Below are 19,508 nucleotides of genomic sequence, written 5' to 3' on the forward strand. Positions count from 1 at the left end.
TCCCACAGCAACACGCCATGCTGCCTGTTCCGCCTCTTGCGTTTATCGTCAGGAGCTTTAAGAAGATATAGATCGAATCTCAATTTTATCTATAATTTGAGGAAGCCATGACGACCATCACCCAGACGCGCCCATCCTTCAGCCTGCTCAATCTGGAATCCCGTTCCCCTGCAATGCGCCTTGCGGCCGTTGCGCTTGGCACGCTGGTTCTCGCCGTCTCGTCGCAGATCGAAGTTCCGATGATTCCGGTCCCGATCACACTGCAGACCCTGATCGTTCCGCTGATCGGCGTGCTTTATGGCTGGCGTCTTGGCATGGCCACGGTTCTGGCCTGGCTCGGCGAAGCCATGCTTGGCCTTCCGGTCCTTGCAGGCGGCGCTGGTGGTCTTCCGCATTTCGCAGGCCCGACCGCAGGCTATCTCGTTTCCTTCCCGATCATCGCCGCCATGACCGGCTATCTGGCCGAACGCGGCTGGAACGGTAACCGCGTCGGCCTCGCCTTCGTTTCGTTCCTTGCCGCCAATGTGGTCTGCCTTGCTCTTGGCGCAGCCTGGCTGTCCAGCATCATCGGCGTTGAAAAGGCCGTTGCCTTCGGCGTGACGCCATTCCTCGTCGGCGCCCTCATCAAGTCGGCGCTCGGCGCTGCGATCCTCAAGGCCATCGCCCGCGACGGCAAGGCCTGATCTGCCAGGTGACAGTACGCCTGCGCGGCCATCACCTCCTTTGCATGCTGACTTTTGTCGGCAAAGGCTACAGCCCGGCTTTCGTCGAGAACTACGACAGGATTGCCGGGCGGCTGAGCGAAGGAGAAGATATTCTTCTCGTCGATGGCCCGGACGACATTTGCGCGCCCCTGCTCTGCGGGGGCGATTGCCATTGTTACGAAGCGAGTGTTCGTGAGCGCGACTGGCTGGCATTGGAGGCCGTAGGCGACCTGATCGGCCAGCGCCTTGCTACGCAGAACCGCTTCGGGCTCGACGCAGAGCGGCTTGCAGTAATGCGCAGCGCTTTTGCAGAAGGCACATTACGCAAAGCCTGCGAGCGTTGCGAATGGTCGAACCTCTGCACGAGAATTGCCACAACAGACCAGTTTCACGGCGTTAAAATAACAAGGCCACCCGCCTCAGGATGAGACGGGTGGCCTTGTTGTATCTGGCTTTTACTGTTGGCTTTTGCGCTTTCGCCGCGCCAGCATGTTGAGCGCTTCGACCAGCGCTGAGAAGCCCATAGCAGCGTAGATATAGCCCTTCGGCACGTGGAAGCCGAAACCATCGGCGATCAGCGTCATGCCGATCATCAGCAGGAAGCCCAGCGCCAGCATGACGATGGTTGGGTTCGCCGCGATGAACCGCGAAAGCGGATCGGCTGCAAGCAGCATGACGGTAACGGCTGCGACCACGGCAATGACCATAATGGCGATCTCATCGGTCATGCCGACGGCGGTGATGATCGAATCGACCGAGAAAACCAGATCAAGGATCAGGATCTGCACGATGGCGGCACCCATGGTGAGCTGAGCCACCTTGCCACCGATATTTTCCTTGCCATCATCGGGATCGACCGTGTGGTGGATTTCCTTGGTCGCCTTCCAGACAAGAAACAGGCCGCCAGCAATCAGGATGATGTCACGCCAGGAAAAGCCATGACCGAACGCCTCGAAGATCGGATCCTTGAGCTGGACGATGATCGAGATCGTGAAAAGAAGCGCCAGGCGCAGGATGAGCGCCGCGCCAATGCCGATGCGGCGGGCGCGCGCCTGCTGCGAGGCGGGCAGCTTGTTGGTAAGGATCGAGATGAAGATCAGATTGTCGATACCGAGGACGACTTCCATCGTCACCAGCGTAACCAGCGCGGCCCAGCCGGCAGGGGTCGAAAGAAATCCCAGATACTCGGCAAAAAAATCCATTGAGTTGCGTCCCCTTGCAAAAAAACTCGTTGCAAGGAGATAGTAGTCTGGAAAATCCATTCAACTGGCAGAAAGCTGCCGGATTAAAATAGCGGCCTAATTATAGATAACATCATACTTCAAGCTAAAATAAGACGTTATCGCCAGAATGCCGGAATAGTTTCCTCCAGATGCGCACCGATGCGCAAGGGAGCGGCCTTTTCTGCAAGCCCCGTGCGATCCGAGATCTCTATGCCCACACCGCAGACGGTAGCCGGACCATTCGCCGCTTCGAACCGTCCTTTGGGCACTTTCGACAGGAAGCGGTTGAGTGGCTCCTCCTTGTCCATGCCGAGTGAGGAATCATAATCACCGCACATGCCTGCATCGGACATATAGGCTGTGCCATTGCGCAATATCTGGCAGTCGGCGGTCGGGACATGCGTGTGAGTCCCGACAACAGCGCTGGCGCGACCATCGACAAAATGACCGAAACACTGCTTTTCGCTCGTCGCTTCAGCATGGAAATCGAAGAAGACGGCATCGGCCTGCTCGCCAAGGGGACAGGCTTCCAGAATTTTCTCGGCCGCGATAAACGGATCATCGAGATCGGGATGCATGAACACCCGGCCCATGACGTTCGACACGAGAACGCGGGCGCCATTTTTGGCGATATAAAGCCCCTCGCCTTTTCCGGCTGTGCCTTTCGGGAAGTTTGCCGGGCGCAGAAAGCGGTCTTCGCGCTTGGAGAAATCCAGCGCCTCGCGTTGATCCCATACGTGATTGCCGGTCGTGACGACGTCGGCGCCAGCACGAATGGTATCGTGGAAAATCTCCTCCGTAATGCCGAAGCCGCCCGCGGCGTTTTCGCCGTTGACGATTACGAAGTCCAGCTTCAGATCGGAAATCAGCCCCGGCAGTTTTTCATATACCGCGGTGCGGCCCGACCGTCCCACCATATCACCAAGAAAAAGCAATCTCATGAGAATGCCTTATAAACTTGCGCCAAGCGAACGCAAGCCGATCAAGGCATTTTGCAGTTAGGCGGAATTGCCTGACCTCGCATAAATGCAGGAGAAAAAACTAATGCATGTCTCCCAAAAGCACGAACCGGTTTTGGGAGACATGCATGAAAACAAAATTTAGAGCGGCAGCTCGGTTCCAACCGGGCGCAAGCCGCTCTCGGTCAGGATCTGGTTGAGCGCGATATCATGCGGCTCATTTGGCACATGCTCGACTTCCTGGCAGTCGAAGGCCATGCCGATCAGAAGTGGCTGCAATCCGCGTTCGGTGAACCGCGCCAGCGCGCGGTCGTAGTGTCCTGCACCATAGCCAAGTCGATGCCCACGCTGATCAAAACCTGCAAGTGGCATCAACAGGATCGCAGGATCGACAATCGGCGCATCTGCCCCCGGGCCCATCGTGCCGAAACCCGTCTGACGCAATCTGGCATCAGGCAGATATTCACGAAAGGCAATCGTTTCCTTGTCCAGAACAACGGGGAGGCAAAGCCGGGCACCCTTGGCGCGAAGCGCCGATAATAATGGGCGTGGGTCGATTTCAGAACGGATCGGCCAATAACCAGCAATCAAGGTGCCTTTGGGAACGTCAATTGCAGCTTCACCTTTTTTGGCTGCCGCCAGCGAAGCCTCGTAATGAAAGCGCGGATCAAGCGCATCACGGACCGCAAGAACCTTGCGTCTAAGCTCTTGCTTTTCCAGACCGGGACTGCGCTCCGTTGCCGTCATTCCAAGCCACTCCCTGCTGCCGTTTTTCACCATGCAGTGGAACCGCAAAGAGCCAATCCGTCAAGTGATCCCGCCCGCGCCATACGCGATCTTCTCCGATCGGTCACGAATGACCTTCAAAACAACGCCGTGGAAGTCATTGAGGAACAGTTTGCCCCACAGGTCACAGTAAAAATCGATCGGCGTGGCGATCTGATAATGGGTCGTCAGCGTGAGACGCGTGTGACCATTCGTGAGAGGCTCAAGACGATAATCACCCTGCGCAAGCTTCAGATAGGTGCTGTCGACCTTGATATGCGCTTCCACCTCGGGCGGTATGGAGCCAGGGCCGAAGCGGAAATCCCACGCCAGAAGCCGATTTTCTTCCCATTGCGTGACGATTTCCTGAAAATTGACGCCATGCGTCCACTGCAAGTCGCGTACCGCTCCAACACCAGTACCGTTCAGCCTTGCATCCACCGGCTGCGGCACGCCAAGAATGCCATGGCTGAATGTCCACGACAGTTCGTCCGGGCGCACATTGCGGATTTCAACCGTCTGCTGCCAGACGACTTCCGGCGGCGCTGCGATCTCGATCACCGTGGTTACAGCGCCATCATGCGGGATGTAGGACATCTGAAGTTCGGCTGGCAGAACGAGCAGCGGCAGCGCAATCACCAGCGTCGTGGTGCGACGCGAACGAAATTGCCGGATGATCCACAAGGTCACCGTCGAACCGAGCGCCGAGAACACCATGAAAAACGGAGCGGCCATGGCCACGCAAATTCCTGCTTCATGGAAAAAGACCATGCTGATAACGACAAGCCCGGCGATGATAGCCCATCCCATACGGACATGCCGCCACAGGCTTTTTTGCGCACGCGGGTCGGAAAGGCTCGAAGCAAGGCTGGCAACAGCCATCGGTAACAGCATCAGGCCCGCAATGACGGGCATCGCATCCGCATATTGGCCCGACCAGATCATGACATAGAGCAGAAGGCCGTAGACGAATGCGATGGGTACCGCGACGGCCAGTCTTTCCGATGAATCGGGCGATGCTGTTTCAGGAGATTTCATCAAGATGCGCAAATCGTTGGAGCTTTGCGCATGTTTACGAACAAATTGTCCGTTAGATCAAGCTCATAGCTATCCTGCGACAGCCAGAGGAAAAGAAAGCGGCGACCACGACGACCGATGGTAGTGATTGATCCCGGGAACCTACAAAGTAGGTGGGCGCCATATGCGAAAGCCCGCAAGCCTTCACAGGGACAGCTCCCTTAGAGATCAATAAGGCCCCGGGGATGCTGTTACACCTGTCGGGAAGCGCAGTTCGCCAAGGCCCAATATAGTACCTGCCCGATGGGAACGCCAGTGGCTTACACCGGCTTAACAGGAAAACTTTTCAGAAAAATCTGAACGAAGTTCAGCTGTTCCGTGGTGCGATGCGCGAAGCCACCTGCTCGATGCGCGACGCCACATCCGACAGCATGCCTGTCAAGGCAGCATCGTTGCTATCAGCGCGACCAAGCGCTTCATCACGTGCACGGCGCAGCGTTTCAACTTCGCTTTCCAGACCGTTGATACGTTTCTGCATCTCGGCCATTTCGTCCATCACCATGATCCCGGCCATGACGGTCAGGCGCAGATCGCCTATCTCCCCGAAGGACGTTTTGAGATGCGTGACATATTGATCGAAACGGTCGGCAAGCCCGGACAGGTGTTCTTCCTGTCCTTCGTCGCAGGCCATGCGGTAGGCCTTGCCATCAATGGTAACGGTTACGGTCGCTATGGTAGCCTCCTATCGGTCCAGAACGGCGCGGATTGTCTCCATCGCAGTCACAAGGCGGCGTGAAACCTCGCGATTAGCAGCTTCCAGCCGCTCGGCGCGCGCTTCCGACTGATCGAGTTCCTGGGCGAGACGGCTGCGATCCGCATTCATACGCTGCACCTCCTCCTCGGCCTCGGCGAAGTCGCCTTCTTTGTCCAGCCGCAGATCGACCGCTTGTTCAAGCGTATTGAGTGCCTTTTCCAGCCGTTCCAAGACTTGCCTGAGGGTCGTTTCGGGTGCCATTCATATCCTTTCCAATGCCAATTCGCGGGCCAACTTATGGGGATCGAATCGCGCCTGCGGGACGGGCATCTTTGAAAAGATTGTAATAATCACCCGCCCGATAAGCAACAAATGAGGGGCGCATCTAAACGTTCATGCACCGTTATCGGTGCAAAAACGGCTTTTCGGTGATTGTTCTACAGCTTTCCACACAACTCAATCGATTAGTCGCGGACAGTTTATTGCCCAAAAGTCATCGGTTTATTGACTCCTTATACGCAGGTGCTATGTGTCCCGATGCCTTCTGGAGCGTGATCCCGAAACGCATGAAGCCGTTTTGGACACGGATCGTGCTCAGGCAAAAGGCATCGCCGCAACCCCGTTAACCCCTCCCAAGGAAAGACGGCTGAGACCATGACCAATTCCGACAAACAAAACCAGATGGCCAACGCGATCCGCTTCCTCTCTATGGACGCGGTAGAGAAAGCCAATTCGGGCCATCCCGGCCTGCCGATGGGTGCAGCCGATATAGCGACGACGCTTTATACCCGTTTTCTCTCGCACGACCCGCAGAACCCGCACTGGCCGGATCGCGACCGTTTCGTGCTCTCAGCAGGCCACGGCTCGATGCTGCTCTATTCGTTGCTCTATCTTTCGGGCTACGAAGACATCACCATCGACGAGATCAAGAATTTCCGTCAGCTCGGTTCGCGCACAGCAGGCCATCCGGAATATGGTCACGCCGCCGGTATCGAGACGACGACCGGCCCGCTCGGACAGGGCATCGCCAATGCCGTCGGCATGGCGCTTTCCGAACGTATCCTCAATGCACAGTTCGGCGACAGCCTCGTCAACCATTACACCTATGTGATTGCCGGTGACGGCTGCCTCATGGAAGGCATCAGCCAGGAAGCCATCGCGCTTGCCGGTCATCTGAAGCTGAACAAGCTGATCGTGTTCTGGGATGACAACAACATCTCGATCGACGGCCCGGTCACGCTTTCCGACAATACCAATCAGCCAGCCCGTTTTGCCGCTTCCGGCTGGAACACCATGGCTGTTGATGGTCACGATCAGGATGCGATTGCCAAAGCAATCGAACTGGCCAAGGTTTCCGACAAGCCGACGCTCATCGCCTGCAAGACGACCATCGGCTTCGGCGCACCAAACAAGGCTGGCACCAACAAGGTGCATGGCTCGCCGCTCGGTGCTGAAGAAATCGCTGCAACCCGCAAGGCGCTCGGCTGGAGTGCTGAACCCTTCGTCGTTCCGGCAGAAGTGCTGGACGGCTGGCGCGTTGCCGGTCTGAATGCCGCCAGGAAGCGTCAGGAATGGGAAAAGCGCTTTGCTGCCGTCGACGCGGACACCCGCGCTGAATTCGAGCGCCGGATGCGTGGCGACCTGCCTTCCAACTTCGATGCAACCATCATCGAATACAAGAAGAAGCTGTCCGCGGACAAGCCGAAGGTCGCAACCCGCAAGTCTTCGGAAATGGCACTGGAAGTCATCAATGGTGTCCTGCCGGAAACCATCGGCGGCTCCGCCGATCTCACCGGTTCGAACAACACCAAGACGAGCCAGACCAAGGCCATAACGCCGGAAGACTACGGCCAGCGTTACGTCCATTACGGTATCCGTGAGCACGGCATGGCAGCAGCCATGAACGGCATGACGCTGCATGGCGGGCTGATCCCTTACGGCGGCACCTTCCTGACCTTCTCGGATTATTGCCGTCCGGCCATGCGCCTTTCCTCGCTGATGGGCATCCGCGTCGTTTACGTGATGACGCATGACTCCATCGGTCTTGGTGAAGACGGCCCGACCCACCAGCCGGTAGAACAGCTTGCCGCCTTGCGCGCCATTCCGAACCATAATGTGTTCCGCCCTGCCGACGCTGTCGAAGCGGCTGAATGCTGGCAGATTGCCCTGCAATCGAAGAAGACGCCATCGACGATGGCTCTGACCCGCCAGAACCTGCCGACGGTCCGTACCGAGCATCGCGACGAAAACCTTTCGGCTTTCGGCGCCTATGAACTTGCTGCGGCAAGCAAGGATGCCAAGGTGACGATCTTCGCGACCGGTTCGGAAGTGGAAATCGCACTCAAGGCCCGCGACCTGCTGGAAGGCAAAGGCATTGCCACCCGTGTCGTTTCGGTTCCTTGTTTCGAGCTTTTCGAACAGCAGAGCGATGCCTACAAGACCGCGACCATCGGCAATGCGCCGGTCAAGGTGGCGATCGAAGCGGCAATCTCACTCGGCTGGGAACGCTTCATCGGCGAGAACGGCATATTCATCGGCATGAAGGGCTTCGGCGCTTCGGGCGAGATCAACGATCTCTACAAGCATTTCGGCATCACGGCAGAACATGCCACTGAAGCTGCGGAGAAGAAGCTCAACGCCGCATGATTTTAAGAACGCCGGCGTCGTAAAAACGCCGGCGTTTGAGTTTCCATTCCAGTCCGGCCGGACGAATCCTGTTCGATTTGTCCGTTCCGACGGAGTTTTGAAGCACTGCATGTGCAGTACCCTATCGGGAGATTAAGAGAAAATGGCAGTTCGCGTCGCAATTAACGGTTTTGGCCGCATCGGCCGCAACATCCTTCGCGCCATCGTCGAGTCGGGCCGCACCGATATTCAGGTCGTGGCCATCAACGACCTCGGCCCGGTCGAAACCAACGCACATCTTCTGCGTTATGACAGCGTTCATGGCCGTTTCCCCAAGGAAGTTAAGGTTGCAGGCGACACCATCGACGTCGGCTACGGCCCGATCAAGGTTCATGCCGTTCGCAACCCGGCTGAACTGCCGTGGAAGGAAGAAGGCGTCGATATCGCTCTGGAATGCACCGGCATCTTCACCTCGCGCGACAAGGCTGCGCTTCATCTTGAAGCTGGTGCAAAGCGCGTCATCGTTTCGGCTCCTGCCGACGGCGCGGACCTGACTGTCGTCTATGGCGTCAACCATGACAAGCTGACCAAGGACCATCTGGTCATTTCGAACGCTTCGTGCACCACCAACTGCCTTGCCCCCGTGGCTCAGGTTCTCAACGATGCTATCGGCATCGAAAAGGGCTTTATGACCACGATCCACTCCTATACAGGCGACCAGCCGACGCTGGACACCATGCATAAGGATCTCTACCGCGCGCGCGCAGCAGCTCTTTCGATGATCCCGACCTCGACGGGCGCAGCCAAGGCTGTCGGCCTCGTTCTGCCGGAACTGAAGGGCAAGCTCGACGGCGTTGCCATCCGCGTTCCGACCCCGAACGTCTCGGTTGTCGACCTGACCTTCATCGCCAAGCGCGCAACGACCGTCGATGAAGTCAACAACGCGATCCGTGAAGCCGCCAATGGCCGCCTCAAGGGTATCCTCGGCTACACAGATGAGCCACTCGTCTCGCACGACTTCAACCACGACTCCCATTCCTCGGTCTTCCACACGGACCAGACCAAGGTTATGGAAGGCACCATGGTGCGCATCCTGTCGTGGTACGACAATGAATGGGGCTTCTCCAGCCGCATGGGCGATACCGCTGTCGCCTTTGGCAAGCTGATCTAAGCCTCCGACCATGTTTCGCGCCCTTCTCCCCACCGTTGCGCGCTGGCGTCCGCTGGAAGGAGAAGGGCTCGAGCATCTCAATATCGGCCCCGCAGGCCGCACGATCCGTGCTGAAAGCGTGGTGATTGGCGACCGCGGAGACAATCCCTACGGCGTGCGCTACAGCATCGACTGCAACAGCGTCTGGCATGTCCTCCATTTCCTGATCGAAACTACAGCCGGGCACCGGCTGGAGCTTGTTTCCGACGGCGACGGTCGCTGGAGCACGATGGCTGGCGATGCATTGCCCGAGTTCGATGGCTGCATCGATATCGATCTGGCAGGAACGCCCTTCACCAACACGCTGCCCATCCGCCGCCTTGGCCTCACACCGGAAAGCGGCACCGTTCAGCTCGACATGCTTTACGTGCCGTTCGACAGTTTCCGTCCGCTGCGCGACCAGCAGCGTTATACCTGCCTTGAGGAAGGGCGGCGCTATCGCTACGAGGCCGCCGACCGCACCTTCACCGCCGAATTGCCCGTCGACGAGGACGGGCTTGTCACCGACTATCCAACCCTTTTCCGGCGCCTGCCTGTTTGAGCACCCCTGCTCCACCAGCACCCGAAAGACAGTTCTGGGAGAAAGATCATGAGTTTCCGCACTCTCGATGATGCCGACGTCAAGTCCAAGCGCGTACTGGTCCGCGTTGACCTCAACGTGCCGATGGCGAATGGCGAAGTCACAGACCTGACCCGTATCGAGCGCATCGTTCCGACTATTGCCGAACTTTCCAGGAAAGGCGCAAAGGTCATTCTGCTTGCCCATTTCGGCCGCCCCAAAGGCGTTGCTTCGGACGAAAACTCGCTGAAGCATGTCGTGGAGCCGCTCGCCAAGGTTCTGGGACACGGTGTCCATTTTGCCGAAGACTGCATCGGCGAACACGCCAAGGCCGCCGTCGATGCGCTGAAGGACGGCGATGTCCTGCTTCTGGAAAACACCCGTTTTCACAAGGGCGAGGAAAAGAACGATCCGGAATTCGTTGCGGCTCTGGCAGTCAATGGCGATCTTTATGTGAACGACGCGTTTTCGGCTGCCCACCGCGCCCACGCCTCGACGGAAGGCCTCGCACATGTCCTGCCCGCCTACGCGGGACGCGGCATGCAGGCTGAGCTTGAAGCGCTGGAAAAGGGCCTCGGCAATCCAGCTCGCCCGGTTGTCGCCATAGTCGGCGGCGCAAAAGTTTCGACCAAGCTCGACCTTCTGTCAAACCTGATCGAAAAGGTCGATGCGCTCGTTATCGGCGGCGGCATGGCCAATACTTTCCTGGCAGCGCAGGGACATGATGTCGGCAAATCGCTGTGCGAACACGAGCTGGCCCACACCGCCCGCGAAATCATGGCCAAGGCCGAAACCACCAAATGCGCAATCATCCTGCCGGTCGATGCCATCGTGGGTTGGCACTTTGCAGCCGACACGCCGAACAAGACCTATGGTGTAGATGCCGTACCAAGTGACGGCATGATTCTCGATGCCGGAGCGCTTTCGACCGACCTGATCGCCTCGGCCATCGATGATGCGGCTACGCTTGTCTGGAACGGTCCGCTCGGTGCGTTTGAACTGCGTCCGTTCGACACGGCGACGGTCAAGACCGCAAAACACGTCGCAGCCCGCACCAAGGCTGGCAAGCTGGTTTCGGTCGGCGGCGGCGGCGATACGGTCGCAGCGTTGAACCATGCTGGCGTGGCCGACGACTTCACTTACATCTCGACCGCAGGCGGCGCCTTCCTTGAGTGGATGGAAGGCAAACCCCTCCCCGGCGTCGATGTGCTGAAGAAGTAATGTGATAAACTGCATTCAAATAAGCCCGGCTGCTGCCGGGTTTATTTTTTGGGTGTGAGCTTCAAAAGCCGCCCCGGATTGTCATCCTCGATCAGCCAGATGGCCCCGTCGGGACCGACAGCCACATCGCGGATACGGTTTTCCATTTCAAAGCGCTCGGCTTCGTCCGCCTTGCCATCCTTGTCGATCACGACACGCACCAGCGACATGACCGAAAGCCCTCCGATCAAAGCCGAGCCGCGCCATTCGGGGAACATGTCTCCCTCGTAAAAGGCAAGCCCGGCCGGAGCGATAACCGGCGTCCAGTACACCAATGGCGGCTCGAATTCCGGACGTGTGCTATGGCGCGGGATCGGCCTGCCGCTATAATTGTCGCCATTGGAAACAACAGGCCAGCCATAATTAAGACCGGGCTTGATGAGATTGAACTCGTCACCGCCACGCGGGCCCATCTCGTGCTCCCAGAGCTTTCCATCGGGGCCGAAGGCCAGTCCGTACGGGTTGCGATGGCCGGTTGACCAGGTCAATGCCCTTACACCTCCCGCATCCGCATGCGGATTATCCTTCGGCACGGAACCATCGAGATTCATGCGGAGAATTTTCCCCATGGGAGCCTCATCGTCCTGCGCGGTTGCAGGCAACATGCGGTCGCCGACGGAAAGGAACAGATGTTTGCCATCCGGCTCGAATGCAATAATGCCGCCCGGCTGTCCGCCGCGAGCCACCGCATCCTGTTTCCAGATCGTGGTCTTGTCCTGCAGCGCTGCCTTGCCGTCACCTTCATCCAGCACAGCGCGCACCAGAACGACGCTGCTGCCGTTCTTCGCCGGTTCGTTATAGGAGAAGTAGACTGCCTTGCCCTTTTCGAAATCCGGAGCAGGCGCAATATCGAGCAGGCCGTTCTGGCCACTGAATGCCACTTTCGGCACACCATCGACAGCAGTTTTGTCACCCGATTGCGTGACGATGAAAATCTTGCCGCCCTTCTCCGTCAGTAAAAGTCTGCCATCGGGCAGAAAAGCGATAGCCCATGGCGTATTGAATTCAGCTACGGGCGTTACCGTAAACGGAGCATTTGCTTCGGCTTGCCTGCCTCCGGCATTGATGCTCTCAGCCGAAGCTGTCAGCACCGGCATGACAACCATGGATGCAGCCAGAACAAACGGCAGGCTCAAAAGGGCGCGTCGCATATCTCCTCCTCAAATCTGGACAATGGAAAACGGGCGAGGTTTTTCTCACTGGTTTCTTACATGGGGTTTGAGACCCATATATAAAACCAGTTTCGGCAAAAACCTTCGATAACCAATCTGACGGCGTTTAAGAAAACTTGCTTCACCTAAACCGTTTGAATTTTTTTCAACCGTTTCAATGGCTTGCGCTCGCCATAGTTTTAACCAACACTCCCTCATCGCTTTGATAGAAGGAGCATTGCATATGACTGAACGTCTTGAGGATATTGCGATTGCACTGGTGGCGGCAGGAAAAGGCATTCTCGCTGCCGACGAAAGTTCGGGCACCATCAAGAAGCGCTTTGACACAATCCATCTCGCATCGACGGAAGACACGCGCCGCGACTATCGCGAGATGCTGTTCCGCTCGGACGAAGCGATGAAGAACTATATTTCGGGCGTCATTCTCTATGACGAAACCATAAGACAGAAGGCCAAGGACGGTACACCGCTTGTCGAAATCATCCGAAGGGCGGGGTCGATTCCGGGTATCAAGGTCGATGCGGGTGCGAAGCCGCTAGCGGGCTTCGAAGGTGAAACGATCACAGAGGGGTTGGACGGTCTGCGCGAACGGCTCAATGAATATCACGCACTTGGCGCCCGTTTCGCCAAATGGCGCGCAGTGATCTCGATTTCCGATGGCCTGCCCAGCTGGGGCGCGGTGAAACAGAATGCACAGGCGCTCGCCCGCTATGCAGCGCTTTGCCAGGAAGCAAACATCGTCCCTATCGTTGAGCCGGAAGTATTGATGGACGGCCAGCCGGGCGATCACACCATCGACCGTTGTTATGACGTGACGGAATGGGTTCTCAAGACGGTATTTACGGAACTTTACGATGCTCGCGTCCGGCTCGAAGGCATGATCCTGAAGCCGAATATGATCATCGACGGCAAAAAGGCACGCAAGGCTTCCGTCGAGGAAGTGGCGGAGAAAACTGTCCGCTGTTTCCGCAACACGGTTCCGGCAGCAGTGCCCGGCATTGCTTTCCTTTCCGGCGGCCAGACCGGCGAGGAAGCGACCGCTCACCTTTCTGCGATGAATGCGAGCTTCGACATGCCGTGGAAAATGACTTTCTCCTATGGCCGTGCCCTGCAGGCGGCAGCGCTGGACGCCTGGGGCGGCAAGGATGAAAACATCGCTGCCGGTCAGCGGGCTTTCGCACATCGGGCAAAGATGAACGGTCTGGCTGCCACCGGCGGCTGGAAAAAAGATCTTGAAAAAGCAGCCTGACTTATCTTGAGAAACAAGAGCCCGGCCATTTCAGCCGGGCTTTTCTTCAGCCTTCGTGCAAGTGGAACCCCACCGCCAGTGCCATGGCAAATATTGCGAACGCTGCGATCTTCCAGAAATCGCCGCGCTGCTTCAGGCCCGGCAGGCCAAGCGGTTTGATGATGTGCAGTCCCATCAGAAGAACAAGCAGCACAGGCAGGATTTTGGTCACAAATCACCTCTCTGCCTCCTTGTGACGCAGACAGGCCGTCGCTGCAAGATGCGTGCAACAGACACAACCCTTTTACCGACAAGGTTCCATCTTCATCTTAAGTTTCATGGACGAGCCGCCGCCGGGCGGCGTAAACTGCATGCGGAGGTGATGAAAAGCGCATGGAGGAGATAGACCAGAACAGGTCGATCTTGCGCTTTCGTCAGCAGACTAATCAGGAAGCGACAACCGCCCGACGGGTGGCGTTGCGCGTGCTTCTGGGAGGAAGAGCATGACTTCGAAATATGCCGAAACCTATGCCGCATGGCAGGCCGATCCTGAACGTTTCTGGGCTGAAGCGGCGCAGGCAATCGACTGGTTCAAGCCATGGGACCAGGTTTTTGCGGGCGACGAAGGTGTCTATGGACGTTGGTTCAAGGGTGCGCAGTGCAACACCTGCTATAATGCGCTCGACCGCCATGTCGCCAAAGGGCGCGGTGAACAGGTTGCGCTCATCTATGAAAGCCCTGTCACCGGCAAGGTGCGCAAATTCACTTATCGCGAACTGCTGGAAGAAGTGGAAGCGCTGTCCGCCGTCATGCTCGACAATGGTGTATCGAAAGGCGACCGCGTTCTGATCTATATGCCGATGGTCCCCGAAGCGGCTGTCGCCATGCTGGCATCGGCCCGTATCGGTGCAGTCCATTCCGTCGTCTTCGGCGGATTTGCCGCCACTGAACTCGCAACCCGTATTGACGACGCCAAGCCAGTCATGATCATCGCCAGTTCCTGCGGTATCGAGCCTACCCGCATCGTGCCCTATCAGGCCATGCTCGATAAGGCGATTTCACTTGCGCAGCACAAAGTCGATCATTGCATCATATTGCAGCGCGAGCAGCACCGGCACGAACCGGTAGCAGGACGTGACCTCGACTATCGCGAGGCCGTTGATGCCGCGCGCGGTCGTCATGTTCCCTGCACGCCGGTTGATGCTACCGACCCGCTTTACGTACTCTACACGTCCGGCACGACCGGTGAGCCGAAAGGCGTCGTGCGCGACAACGGCGGACACATGGTGGCGCTTGACTGGTCCATGAAGAATGTCTTCGGCGTGAAACCGGGACAAGTATGGTGGGCCGCATCCGATGTGGGTTGGGTGGTTGGCCATTCCTACATCGTTTATGCCCCGTTGATCCATGGCGCGACCAGCATCCTGTTCGAAGGCAAGCCTATCGGCACACCCGATGCTGGCACCTACTGGCGCATCATCGCCGAACATGGCGTTGAAGTGATGTTCACCGCACCGACCGCACTGCGCGCAATCAAGAAAGACGACGCAGACGGCAATTTCGTACGTCGCTACGACCTTTCAAAGTTCCGCGCCCTTTATCTCGCTGGCGAACGCGCCGATCCCGACACGATCCACTGGGCAGAAAATCTGCTGGGCTGCCCGGTGATCGATCACTGGTGGCAGACGGAAAGCGGCTGGCCGATGGTCGCCAATCCGCTCGGCCTCGGTCTTCTGGAAACCAAATACGGCTCACCCGCTGTCTGTCTTCCGGGTTACGATATCCGCGTGCTGGACGATGAAGGCCACGAAGTCGAGCGCGGCCAGCTCGGGAATGTTCTCATCAAGCTGCCCCTGCCGCCCGGTTGCTTGCCAACACTCTGGAACGCCGATGAGCGTTTCCGCAAAGCCTATCTGAACGAGTTCCCCGGCTACTATAAAACCGCCGATGCCGGCTACATGGATGAAGATGGCTATCTCTACATCATGAGCCGCACTGACGACATCATCAATGTCGCTGGCCATCGCCTGTCGACCGGGGCGATGGAGGAGGTACTTTCCAGCCATCCCGATGTTGCCGAATGCGCTGTGCTTGGTATTTCGGACCCGGTTAAAGGTCAGGTGCCTTGCGGCTTCCTCGTGCTGAAATCCAACATCGACCGCGATCCGCAAGAGGTCGAGAAGGAATGCGTCAGCATGGTGCGTGACGTCATCGGACCTGTTGCAGCCTTCCGGCTGGCGCTGACCGTAAAGCGTCTGCCCAAGACGCGGTCTGGCAAGATTCTACGGTCAACCATTCAGAAGATTGCCGACGGCGAAGAATGGAAGATGCCGGCCACAATCGATGATCCGGCAATTCTGGATGAAATCAGTACCGTTCTGCGCGAGCGTCACACCGGCCTCGCCTTCGCCTGATCCTGACGCTATTGACCGGCGGTTTCCGCCGGTCCACTCTCCATGCAAATTGGAGATCAATCATGCAATTAGAAGGCAAGGTGGCAATTGTCACCGGCGCTGCCCGCGGTATTGGCTATGCCATATCAAAGCGCTTCCTGATGGATGGCGCAAGCGTAGTCCTGTCCGATATCGACAACGCCGCCGCCATGCGCGCAGCCAAGGATCTGGAGCAATTCGGCCCGGTTCGCCATATGGCGGCGGATGTGGGGGACAAGCTCGATGTCCACAATCTCCTGACCTTCACCATCACCAATCTGGGTGAGGTTGATATTCTCGTCAACAACGCGGGTATCGTGCATCAGGCGGATTTCCTTGACCTCAAGGAAGAGGATTTTGACCGTGTCATGCGTGTCAATCTCAAAGGCGCGTTTCTGTGCGGACAGGCCGTGGCAAAACGCATGGTGGAGCGAGTCGAATCGGGCGGTGATCCAGGCACGATCATCAACATGTCATCGGTCAACGCAATCTTCGGTTTGCCGGAGCAGCTCGCCTATTCCGTTTCCAAGGGCGGATTGAACCAGCTGACACGTACCATGGCAGTAGCGCTCGCCCGTTGGGGGATTCGCGTCAATGCCATCGGCCCCGGCTCCATCGAGACCGACATGCTTTCCGCCGTGAACACAGACGCCGATGCCCGCAACAGGATTCTATCAAGAACACCACTGGGTCGCATAGGCCAAGCCTCTGAAATTGCTTCGATAGCGTCTTTTCTTGCATCGCGGGATGCGAGCTATGTAACAGGCCAGACCATCTATGCGGATGGTGGGCGTCTGCCCCTCAGCTATACAGCAGCACCACGCTATAAGGCATGATGTTGCGGCCCCGCTATATTAGGAAGATAATGAAATAAGGATTTGCTCCTGACAGAAAGCTGTCAGGAGGGGTGTGCGATACTGCGTATCCAAGGATGAGGGAGATTTCACCATGGCACTCGCAATCGCACCATTGATCGCAGTTTTGAAGGAATACAGGCGCAGGCATGATGAACGCCGTCGTTTCATTCGCACCGAGCGTGTGATCGACGGACTGCCGAAAGACCTGCGCAAGGATTTGGGCTGGCCGGATCGCTATCTGGAACAGCGTAACACCAAATACTGCAACGGAGAATAAAACGGAATGCGCCGTGCAGACCGCCTTTTCCAGATTGTTCAGCACCTGCGCGGTGGCAGGCTCGTCACCGCGCGCCAGCTGGCCGAGCGGTTGGAAGTCTCCGAACGCACCATCTATCGCGATATTTCCGATCTGCAGTCAACCGGCGTCCCCATCGATGGCGAAGCCGGTGTCGGCTATATTCTGCGGCAGGGTTTCGAACTCCCGCCGCTTATGTTCACGCGCGATGAAATCGTCGCTCTTGTCGCCGGGGCGCGCCTCATCCGCGCCTGGGGCGGCGTTTCCATGGCGCGTGGTGCAGAAGAGGCTCTGGTCAAGATCGAAGCCGTTCTGCCCAAGGAAGAACGCGCTCGTATCACAAGTACTCAGATACATGCGCCCACGGCCCGCATCAGCATGGACGAACGCCGTATCATCGACGCGGTGGAACGCGCCGTCGATCAGGGCAATGTGCTCAATATCCGCTATCGCGATCTGGAATCGCGCGAAAGCGAGCGTGATATTCGCCCGCTTGGTCTGTGGTTCTGGGGCAAGGTCTGGACGGTTATCGGCTGGTGCGAACTGCGCAATGCTTTCCGCACATTCCGGACAGATCGCATTGTTGAGGCCAGCGACGCAGGCCGCCTCTTCCGAGCCGAACGCGGCAAGACGCTAGGCGATTTCTACCGCCTCATGGAACTGAGCGAATACAACGCTTTTAAAGACTGATTATTGCCTTCCAAGCCCAAGATGACCGCTAAGCCGTTCTGGGACTGGCTCTTCTATCGCTTTCCGAGCAGAATGAATTGTATGAACTTTCAAATGAGTTCGGTTCTGACGCGATCTGGCTAACGTTGACGGTCGACAGATATGGCAAAATGCCCGTTCGGTTGATCTTTGAACCCGCGTCCTTGCTGCTGTTTCTGCCGGTGTCACACTCAGAATATGTGGAACGGCTCTGCTTCGCACGCCGATATGCTTGAAGCAGATCGACGCGCGAAACTAGAGAGGAATTTTTGAACCCGGCTTATTTCGTCAGAGCGGCAATGCGATCAAGAGCGCTTCCAAAACCTTTGAGCGAGACCTTGAAAGCAACTGGCTGGCTGGGTTCAAGTGCGGTAGCAGTGATATTGAGATTGGCTGCCGTCTTGAGCTTACCGACTTGCTTGGCATCGAAAGAAAGTGGCGCCAGACAACCCTGCGGCAGGCAGGTCGAGAAGGTGAGCGCGGGTGCTTCTCCCTCGTCGATCTTCAATGTGGCGCCCTTCGCCAGATTCAACCCAAACGGCATCAAAAGCACGCCTTCAACCTTGCCGCCAGCGACATTGCGCAGTTCGACCGTCAGGACACGCTGGCCAGTCTGGGAGGAGTTCTGCATCTGGTTCATGATGCAGTTTGTGCTCTCTTTCTGCGCCTGGCAGGAGATGGACCAGTCCTGATAGGTTTCTGTGAGGGTGCTGGCGCCTCCGGGTAACGGCGCTGCGGAAGCTGTTGCCGTGAGAGCCAAGAATGCGGCGGCGGAGAGGAACGAATAACGATAGTTCATAGAAATGCCTTTGTGAAAATATTGTTTTGATGCGCCCCTGTAATGAATGCCAGGGACACTTGATCGTTTTCATCGTCTGTAGGCGATGGTGGAAGTTCCATGCGACTGGCGAATGCGTTAGGGCGCGTTTCGATTTGATCGATTCAGATCGACGCTTTGTTTGTTTTAAAGCGCATCTTGTCCGAAAGCCGCTTCACACTTTTCGGAATACGCTCTAATTGACGGTAGCTTTCGTTTGTCCGCGCAGTTGCTCAATCTGGGCCGTGATCTTGCTTAAATCCTCGTTGAGGAAGTCCTGCTCACGCTGGCGCAGCCATTGGTCCAGTTCCGGCTTCGTCGCTTGAGACGGCGCATTAGCGGCATTCAGCAGAAGAAGCGGAAAGGTTTCCTTGAGGAACTTTTCCCGGGCGCCACCCTTCTTTTCATCTATGGCGCAAACCATGGAGATCGCCGCATTGGCTATCGCCTCGGTTGCTTGCAGACGCGCTGCAAGGTTCAGAATCAATTGATGAAGGTGTTCAATATCGGTCATGGTTTTATCCTGACTGGCTGGTGTTGTATTCAAGTATGGAAATCAATCCGCGGCCCCGCGCAGCCTTGTCCGTTGCGATGATCACGCTCTCAACACAGTCGCCGCGTGGCTACACGATGCTAACGATGCCGGCCGTGCTGATGCCTGCGAACCACAGCGGAGCTTTCGGCGTAGGCAACTGTCCAGAAATATCCTCGACCAGAGGGGCAAATGCCCGCAGTACAAATCTTGGATATGGTCAGGCGCGTACCAGGCCGCCACCTCAGATCGATGAACGGCTCGGACCGGACAAGGTCACCACCCGCGTCAACAAAGGCCGCCATCGGTCTTTCCTTTCTCGCATTCAAAGTGAGGCTCCCGGTCCTCCATTGGAGTTTCGGGAGCCTCAGATTGCAGAGCTCATAGCCCA

General features: G+C 57.3%; 21 protein-coding genes and 1 other RNA gene. 11 read left to right on the forward strand and 11 right to left on the reverse strand.

Features of this window, described 5'->3' with window-relative positions; genetic code table 11:
- Positions 1–107: 107 nt before the first annotated feature.
- On the forward strand, positions 108–683 hold the full coding sequence (locus OHI65_RS20430) for a biotin transporter BioY (RefSeq protein ID WP_125300910.1): 576 nt from the start codon (positions 108–110) through the stop codon (positions 681–683).
- An 8-nt stretch (positions 684–691) separates the two neighbouring features.
- Positions 692–1,132 (forward strand): DUF1284 domain-containing protein, encoded by a 441-nt coding sequence (locus OHI65_RS20435; protein WP_125300909.1) that lies wholly within the window; start codon positions 692–694, stop codon positions 1,130–1,132.
- Positions 1,133–1,159: 27 nt separating this feature from the next.
- On the opposite strand, the gene OHI65_RS20440 is transcribed toward OHI65_RS20435, so the two are convergent.
- From OHI65_RS20440 to OHI65_RS20470, 7 genes are all read right to left on the reverse strand, one after another.
- On the reverse strand, positions 1,160–1,906 hold the full coding sequence (locus tag OHI65_RS20440) for a TerC family protein (protein WP_010661394.1): 747 nt from the start codon (positions 1,904–1,906) through the stop codon (positions 1,160–1,162).
- 137 nt (positions 1,907–2,043) lie between these two features.
- Entirely contained in the window at positions 2,044–2,868 is an 825-nt protein-coding gene (locus tag OHI65_RS20445) for a TIGR00282 family metallophosphoesterase (protein WP_010661395.1), read from the reverse strand.
- A gap of 159 nt (positions 2,869–3,027) precedes the next feature.
- Entirely contained in the window at positions 3,028–3,633 is a 606-nt protein-coding gene (locus OHI65_RS20450; RefSeq protein WP_125300908.1) for a 5-formyltetrahydrofolate cyclo-ligase, read from the reverse strand.
- A gap of 60 nt (positions 3,634–3,693) precedes the next feature.
- Positions 3,694–4,689, reverse strand: coding sequence for an SRPBCC family protein (locus OHI65_RS20455; RefSeq protein ID WP_125300907.1), 996 nt, complete (start codon positions 4,687–4,689; stop codon positions 3,694–3,696).
- Between the two features lie 99 nt (positions 4,690–4,788).
- Positions 4,789–4,947: non-coding RNA, 6S RNA (gene ssrS / locus OHI65_RS20460), on the reverse strand.
- An 88-nt stretch (positions 4,948–5,035) separates the two neighbouring features.
- The gene (locus OHI65_RS20465; RefSeq protein WP_029376275.1) at positions 5,036–5,401 is read right to left on the reverse strand and encodes a cell division protein ZapA; all 366 of its coding nucleotides are present in this window, start codon (positions 5,399–5,401) and stop codon (positions 5,036–5,038) included.
- 9 nt (positions 5,402–5,410) lie between these two features.
- Complete coding sequence (locus OHI65_RS20470; RefSeq protein ID WP_010661399.1) at positions 5,411–5,683, reverse strand: DUF4164 domain-containing protein; 273 nt, start codon at positions 5,681–5,683, stop codon at positions 5,411–5,413.
- Positions 5,684–6,076: 393 nt separating this feature from the next.
- Here OHI65_RS20470 and tkt point away from each other — a divergent pair, with 393 nt between their 5' ends.
- The 4 genes from tkt to OHI65_RS20490 all read left to right on the forward strand — a co-directional run bounded on the left by tkt (position 6,077) and on the right by OHI65_RS20490 (position 11,037).
- Positions 6,077–8,068: a transketolase gene (gene tkt / locus OHI65_RS20475; protein ID WP_125300906.1), complete on the forward strand. Its 1,992-nt coding sequence runs from the start codon at positions 6,077–6,079 to the stop codon at positions 8,066–8,068.
- 142 nt (positions 8,069–8,210) lie between these two features.
- Positions 8,211–9,218, forward strand: coding sequence for a type I glyceraldehyde-3-phosphate dehydrogenase (gap, locus tag OHI65_RS20480; protein WP_010661401.1), 1,008 nt, complete (start codon positions 8,211–8,213; stop codon positions 9,216–9,218).
- A gap of 10 nt (positions 9,219–9,228) precedes the next feature.
- Positions 9,229–9,798, forward strand: a complete 570-nt coding sequence (locus tag OHI65_RS20485) for a putative glycolipid-binding domain-containing protein (RefSeq protein ID WP_010661402.1) — start codon at positions 9,229–9,231, stop codon at positions 9,796–9,798.
- Between the two features lie 48 nt (positions 9,799–9,846).
- A complete protein-coding gene (locus tag OHI65_RS20490) occupies positions 9,847–11,037 on the forward strand; it encodes a phosphoglycerate kinase (protein ID WP_125300905.1) in 1,191 nt (396 codons plus the stop codon).
- Positions 11,038–11,078: 41 nt separating this feature from the next.
- Here OHI65_RS20490 and OHI65_RS20495 read toward each other — a convergent pair whose 3' ends face one another.
- Complete coding sequence (locus OHI65_RS20495) at positions 11,079–12,227, reverse strand: PQQ-dependent sugar dehydrogenase (RefSeq protein ID WP_125300904.1); 1,149 nt, start codon at positions 12,225–12,227, stop codon at positions 11,079–11,081.
- Between the two features lie 244 nt (positions 12,228–12,471).
- Between OHI65_RS20495 and OHI65_RS20500 the strand changes: the two genes are divergently transcribed.
- Positions 12,472–13,497, forward strand: a complete 1,026-nt coding sequence (locus tag OHI65_RS20500) for a class I fructose-bisphosphate aldolase (protein ID WP_125300903.1) — start codon at positions 12,472–12,474, stop codon at positions 13,495–13,497.
- Positions 13,498–13,543: 46 nt separating this feature from the next.
- Here OHI65_RS20500 and OHI65_RS20505 read toward each other — a convergent pair whose 3' ends face one another.
- Positions 13,544–13,708, reverse strand: coding sequence for a hypothetical protein (locus OHI65_RS20505; protein ID WP_185757993.1), 165 nt, complete (start codon positions 13,706–13,708; stop codon positions 13,544–13,546).
- Positions 13,709–13,979: 271 nt separating this feature from the next.
- Between OHI65_RS20505 and OHI65_RS20510 the strand changes: the two genes are divergently transcribed.
- From OHI65_RS20510 to OHI65_RS20525, 4 genes are all read left to right on the forward strand, one after another.
- A complete protein-coding gene (locus OHI65_RS20510) occupies positions 13,980–15,890 on the forward strand; it encodes a propionyl-CoA synthetase (protein ID WP_264358782.1) in 1,911 nt (636 codons plus the stop codon).
- A 62-nt stretch (positions 15,891–15,952) separates the two neighbouring features.
- Entirely contained in the window at positions 15,953–16,744 is a 792-nt protein-coding gene (locus OHI65_RS20515; RefSeq protein WP_125300901.1) for an SDR family NAD(P)-dependent oxidoreductase, read from the forward strand.
- 112 nt (positions 16,745–16,856) lie between these two features.
- Complete coding sequence (locus tag OHI65_RS20520) at positions 16,857–17,042, forward strand: hypothetical protein (RefSeq protein WP_012091315.1); 186 nt, start codon at positions 16,857–16,859, stop codon at positions 17,040–17,042.
- A 6-nt stretch (positions 17,043–17,048) separates the two neighbouring features.
- Positions 17,049–17,750, forward strand: coding sequence for a helix-turn-helix transcriptional regulator (locus OHI65_RS20525; protein WP_010661411.1), 702 nt, complete (start codon positions 17,049–17,051; stop codon positions 17,748–17,750).
- A gap of 298 nt (positions 17,751–18,048) precedes the next feature.
- Here OHI65_RS20525 and OHI65_RS20530 read toward each other — a convergent pair whose 3' ends face one another.
- Both OHI65_RS20530 and OHI65_RS20535 read right to left on the reverse strand, forming a co-directional pair.
- On the reverse strand, positions 18,049–18,567 hold the full coding sequence (locus tag OHI65_RS20530) for an invasion associated locus B family protein (RefSeq protein ID WP_012091314.1): 519 nt from the start codon (positions 18,565–18,567) through the stop codon (positions 18,049–18,051).
- A 214-nt stretch (positions 18,568–18,781) separates the two neighbouring features.
- Complete coding sequence (locus OHI65_RS20535) at positions 18,782–19,099, reverse strand: hypothetical protein (RefSeq protein ID WP_010661413.1); 318 nt, start codon at positions 19,097–19,099, stop codon at positions 18,782–18,784.
- Between the last annotated feature and the right edge of the window lie 409 nt (positions 19,100–19,508).

Origin of the sequence: Brucella sp. MAB-22 (assembly GCF_025908475.1) — a bacterium.
Lineage (GTDB): Bacteria > Pseudomonadota > Alphaproteobacteria > Rhizobiales > Rhizobiaceae > Brucella > Brucella anthropi.

Excerpts from the sequence above, each read along its gene's own strand:
- OHI65_RS20470 (WP_010661399.1), bottom strand. The coding sequence starts at position 5,683 with ATGGCACCCGAAACGACCCTCAGGCAAGTCTTGGAACGGCTGGAAAAG.
- OHI65_RS20525 (WP_010661411.1), top strand. The coding sequence starts at position 17,049 with ATGCGCCGTGCAGACCGCCTTTTCCAGATTGTTCAGCACCTGCGCGGT.
- OHI65_RS20455 (WP_125300907.1), bottom strand. The coding sequence starts at position 4,689 with ATGAAATCTCCTGAAACAGCATCGCCCGATTCATCGGAAAGACTGGCC.
- gap (WP_010661401.1), top strand. The coding sequence starts at position 8,211 with ATGGCAGTTCGCGTCGCAATTAACGGTTTTGGCCGCATCGGCCGCAAC.
- OHI65_RS20515 (WP_125300901.1), top strand. The coding sequence starts at position 15,953 with ATGCAATTAGAAGGCAAGGTGGCAATTGTCACCGGCGCTGCCCGCGGT.
- OHI65_RS20530 (WP_012091314.1), bottom strand. The coding sequence starts at position 18,567 with ATGAACTATCGTTATTCGTTCCTCTCCGCCGCCGCATTCTTGGCTCTC.
- OHI65_RS20535 (WP_010661413.1), bottom strand. The coding sequence starts at position 19,099 with ATGACCGATATTGAACACCTTCATCAATTGATTCTGAACCTTGCAGCG.
- OHI65_RS20490 (WP_125300905.1), top strand. The coding sequence starts at position 9,847 with ATGAGTTTCCGCACTCTCGATGATGCCGACGTCAAGTCCAAGCGCGTA.
- OHI65_RS20495 (WP_125300904.1), bottom strand. The coding sequence starts at position 12,227 with ATGCGACGCGCCCTTTTGAGCCTGCCGTTTGTTCTGGCTGCATCCATG.
- tkt (WP_125300906.1), top strand. The coding sequence starts at position 6,077 with ATGACCAATTCCGACAAACAAAACCAGATGGCCAACGCGATCCGCTTC.
- OHI65_RS20500 (WP_125300903.1), top strand. The coding sequence starts at position 12,472 with ATGACTGAACGTCTTGAGGATATTGCGATTGCACTGGTGGCGGCAGGA.
- OHI65_RS20450 (WP_125300908.1), bottom strand. The coding sequence starts at position 3,633 with ATGACGGCAACGGAGCGCAGTCCCGGTCTGGAAAAGCAAGAGCTTAGA.
- OHI65_RS20440 (WP_010661394.1), bottom strand. The coding sequence starts at position 1,906 with ATGGATTTTTTTGCCGAGTATCTGGGATTTCTTTCGACCCCTGCCGGC.
- OHI65_RS20485 (WP_010661402.1), top strand. The coding sequence starts at position 9,229 with ATGTTTCGCGCCCTTCTCCCCACCGTTGCGCGCTGGCGTCCGCTGGAA.
- OHI65_RS20520 (WP_012091315.1), top strand. The coding sequence starts at position 16,857 with ATGGCACTCGCAATCGCACCATTGATCGCAGTTTTGAAGGAATACAGG.
- OHI65_RS20510 (WP_264358782.1), top strand. The coding sequence starts at position 13,980 with ATGACTTCGAAATATGCCGAAACCTATGCCGCATGGCAGGCCGATCCT.
- OHI65_RS20430 (WP_125300910.1), top strand. The coding sequence starts at position 108 with ATGACGACCATCACCCAGACGCGCCCATCCTTCAGCCTGCTCAATCTG.
- OHI65_RS20445 (WP_010661395.1), bottom strand. The coding sequence starts at position 2,868 with ATGAGATTGCTTTTTCTTGGTGATATGGTGGGACGGTCGGGCCGCACC.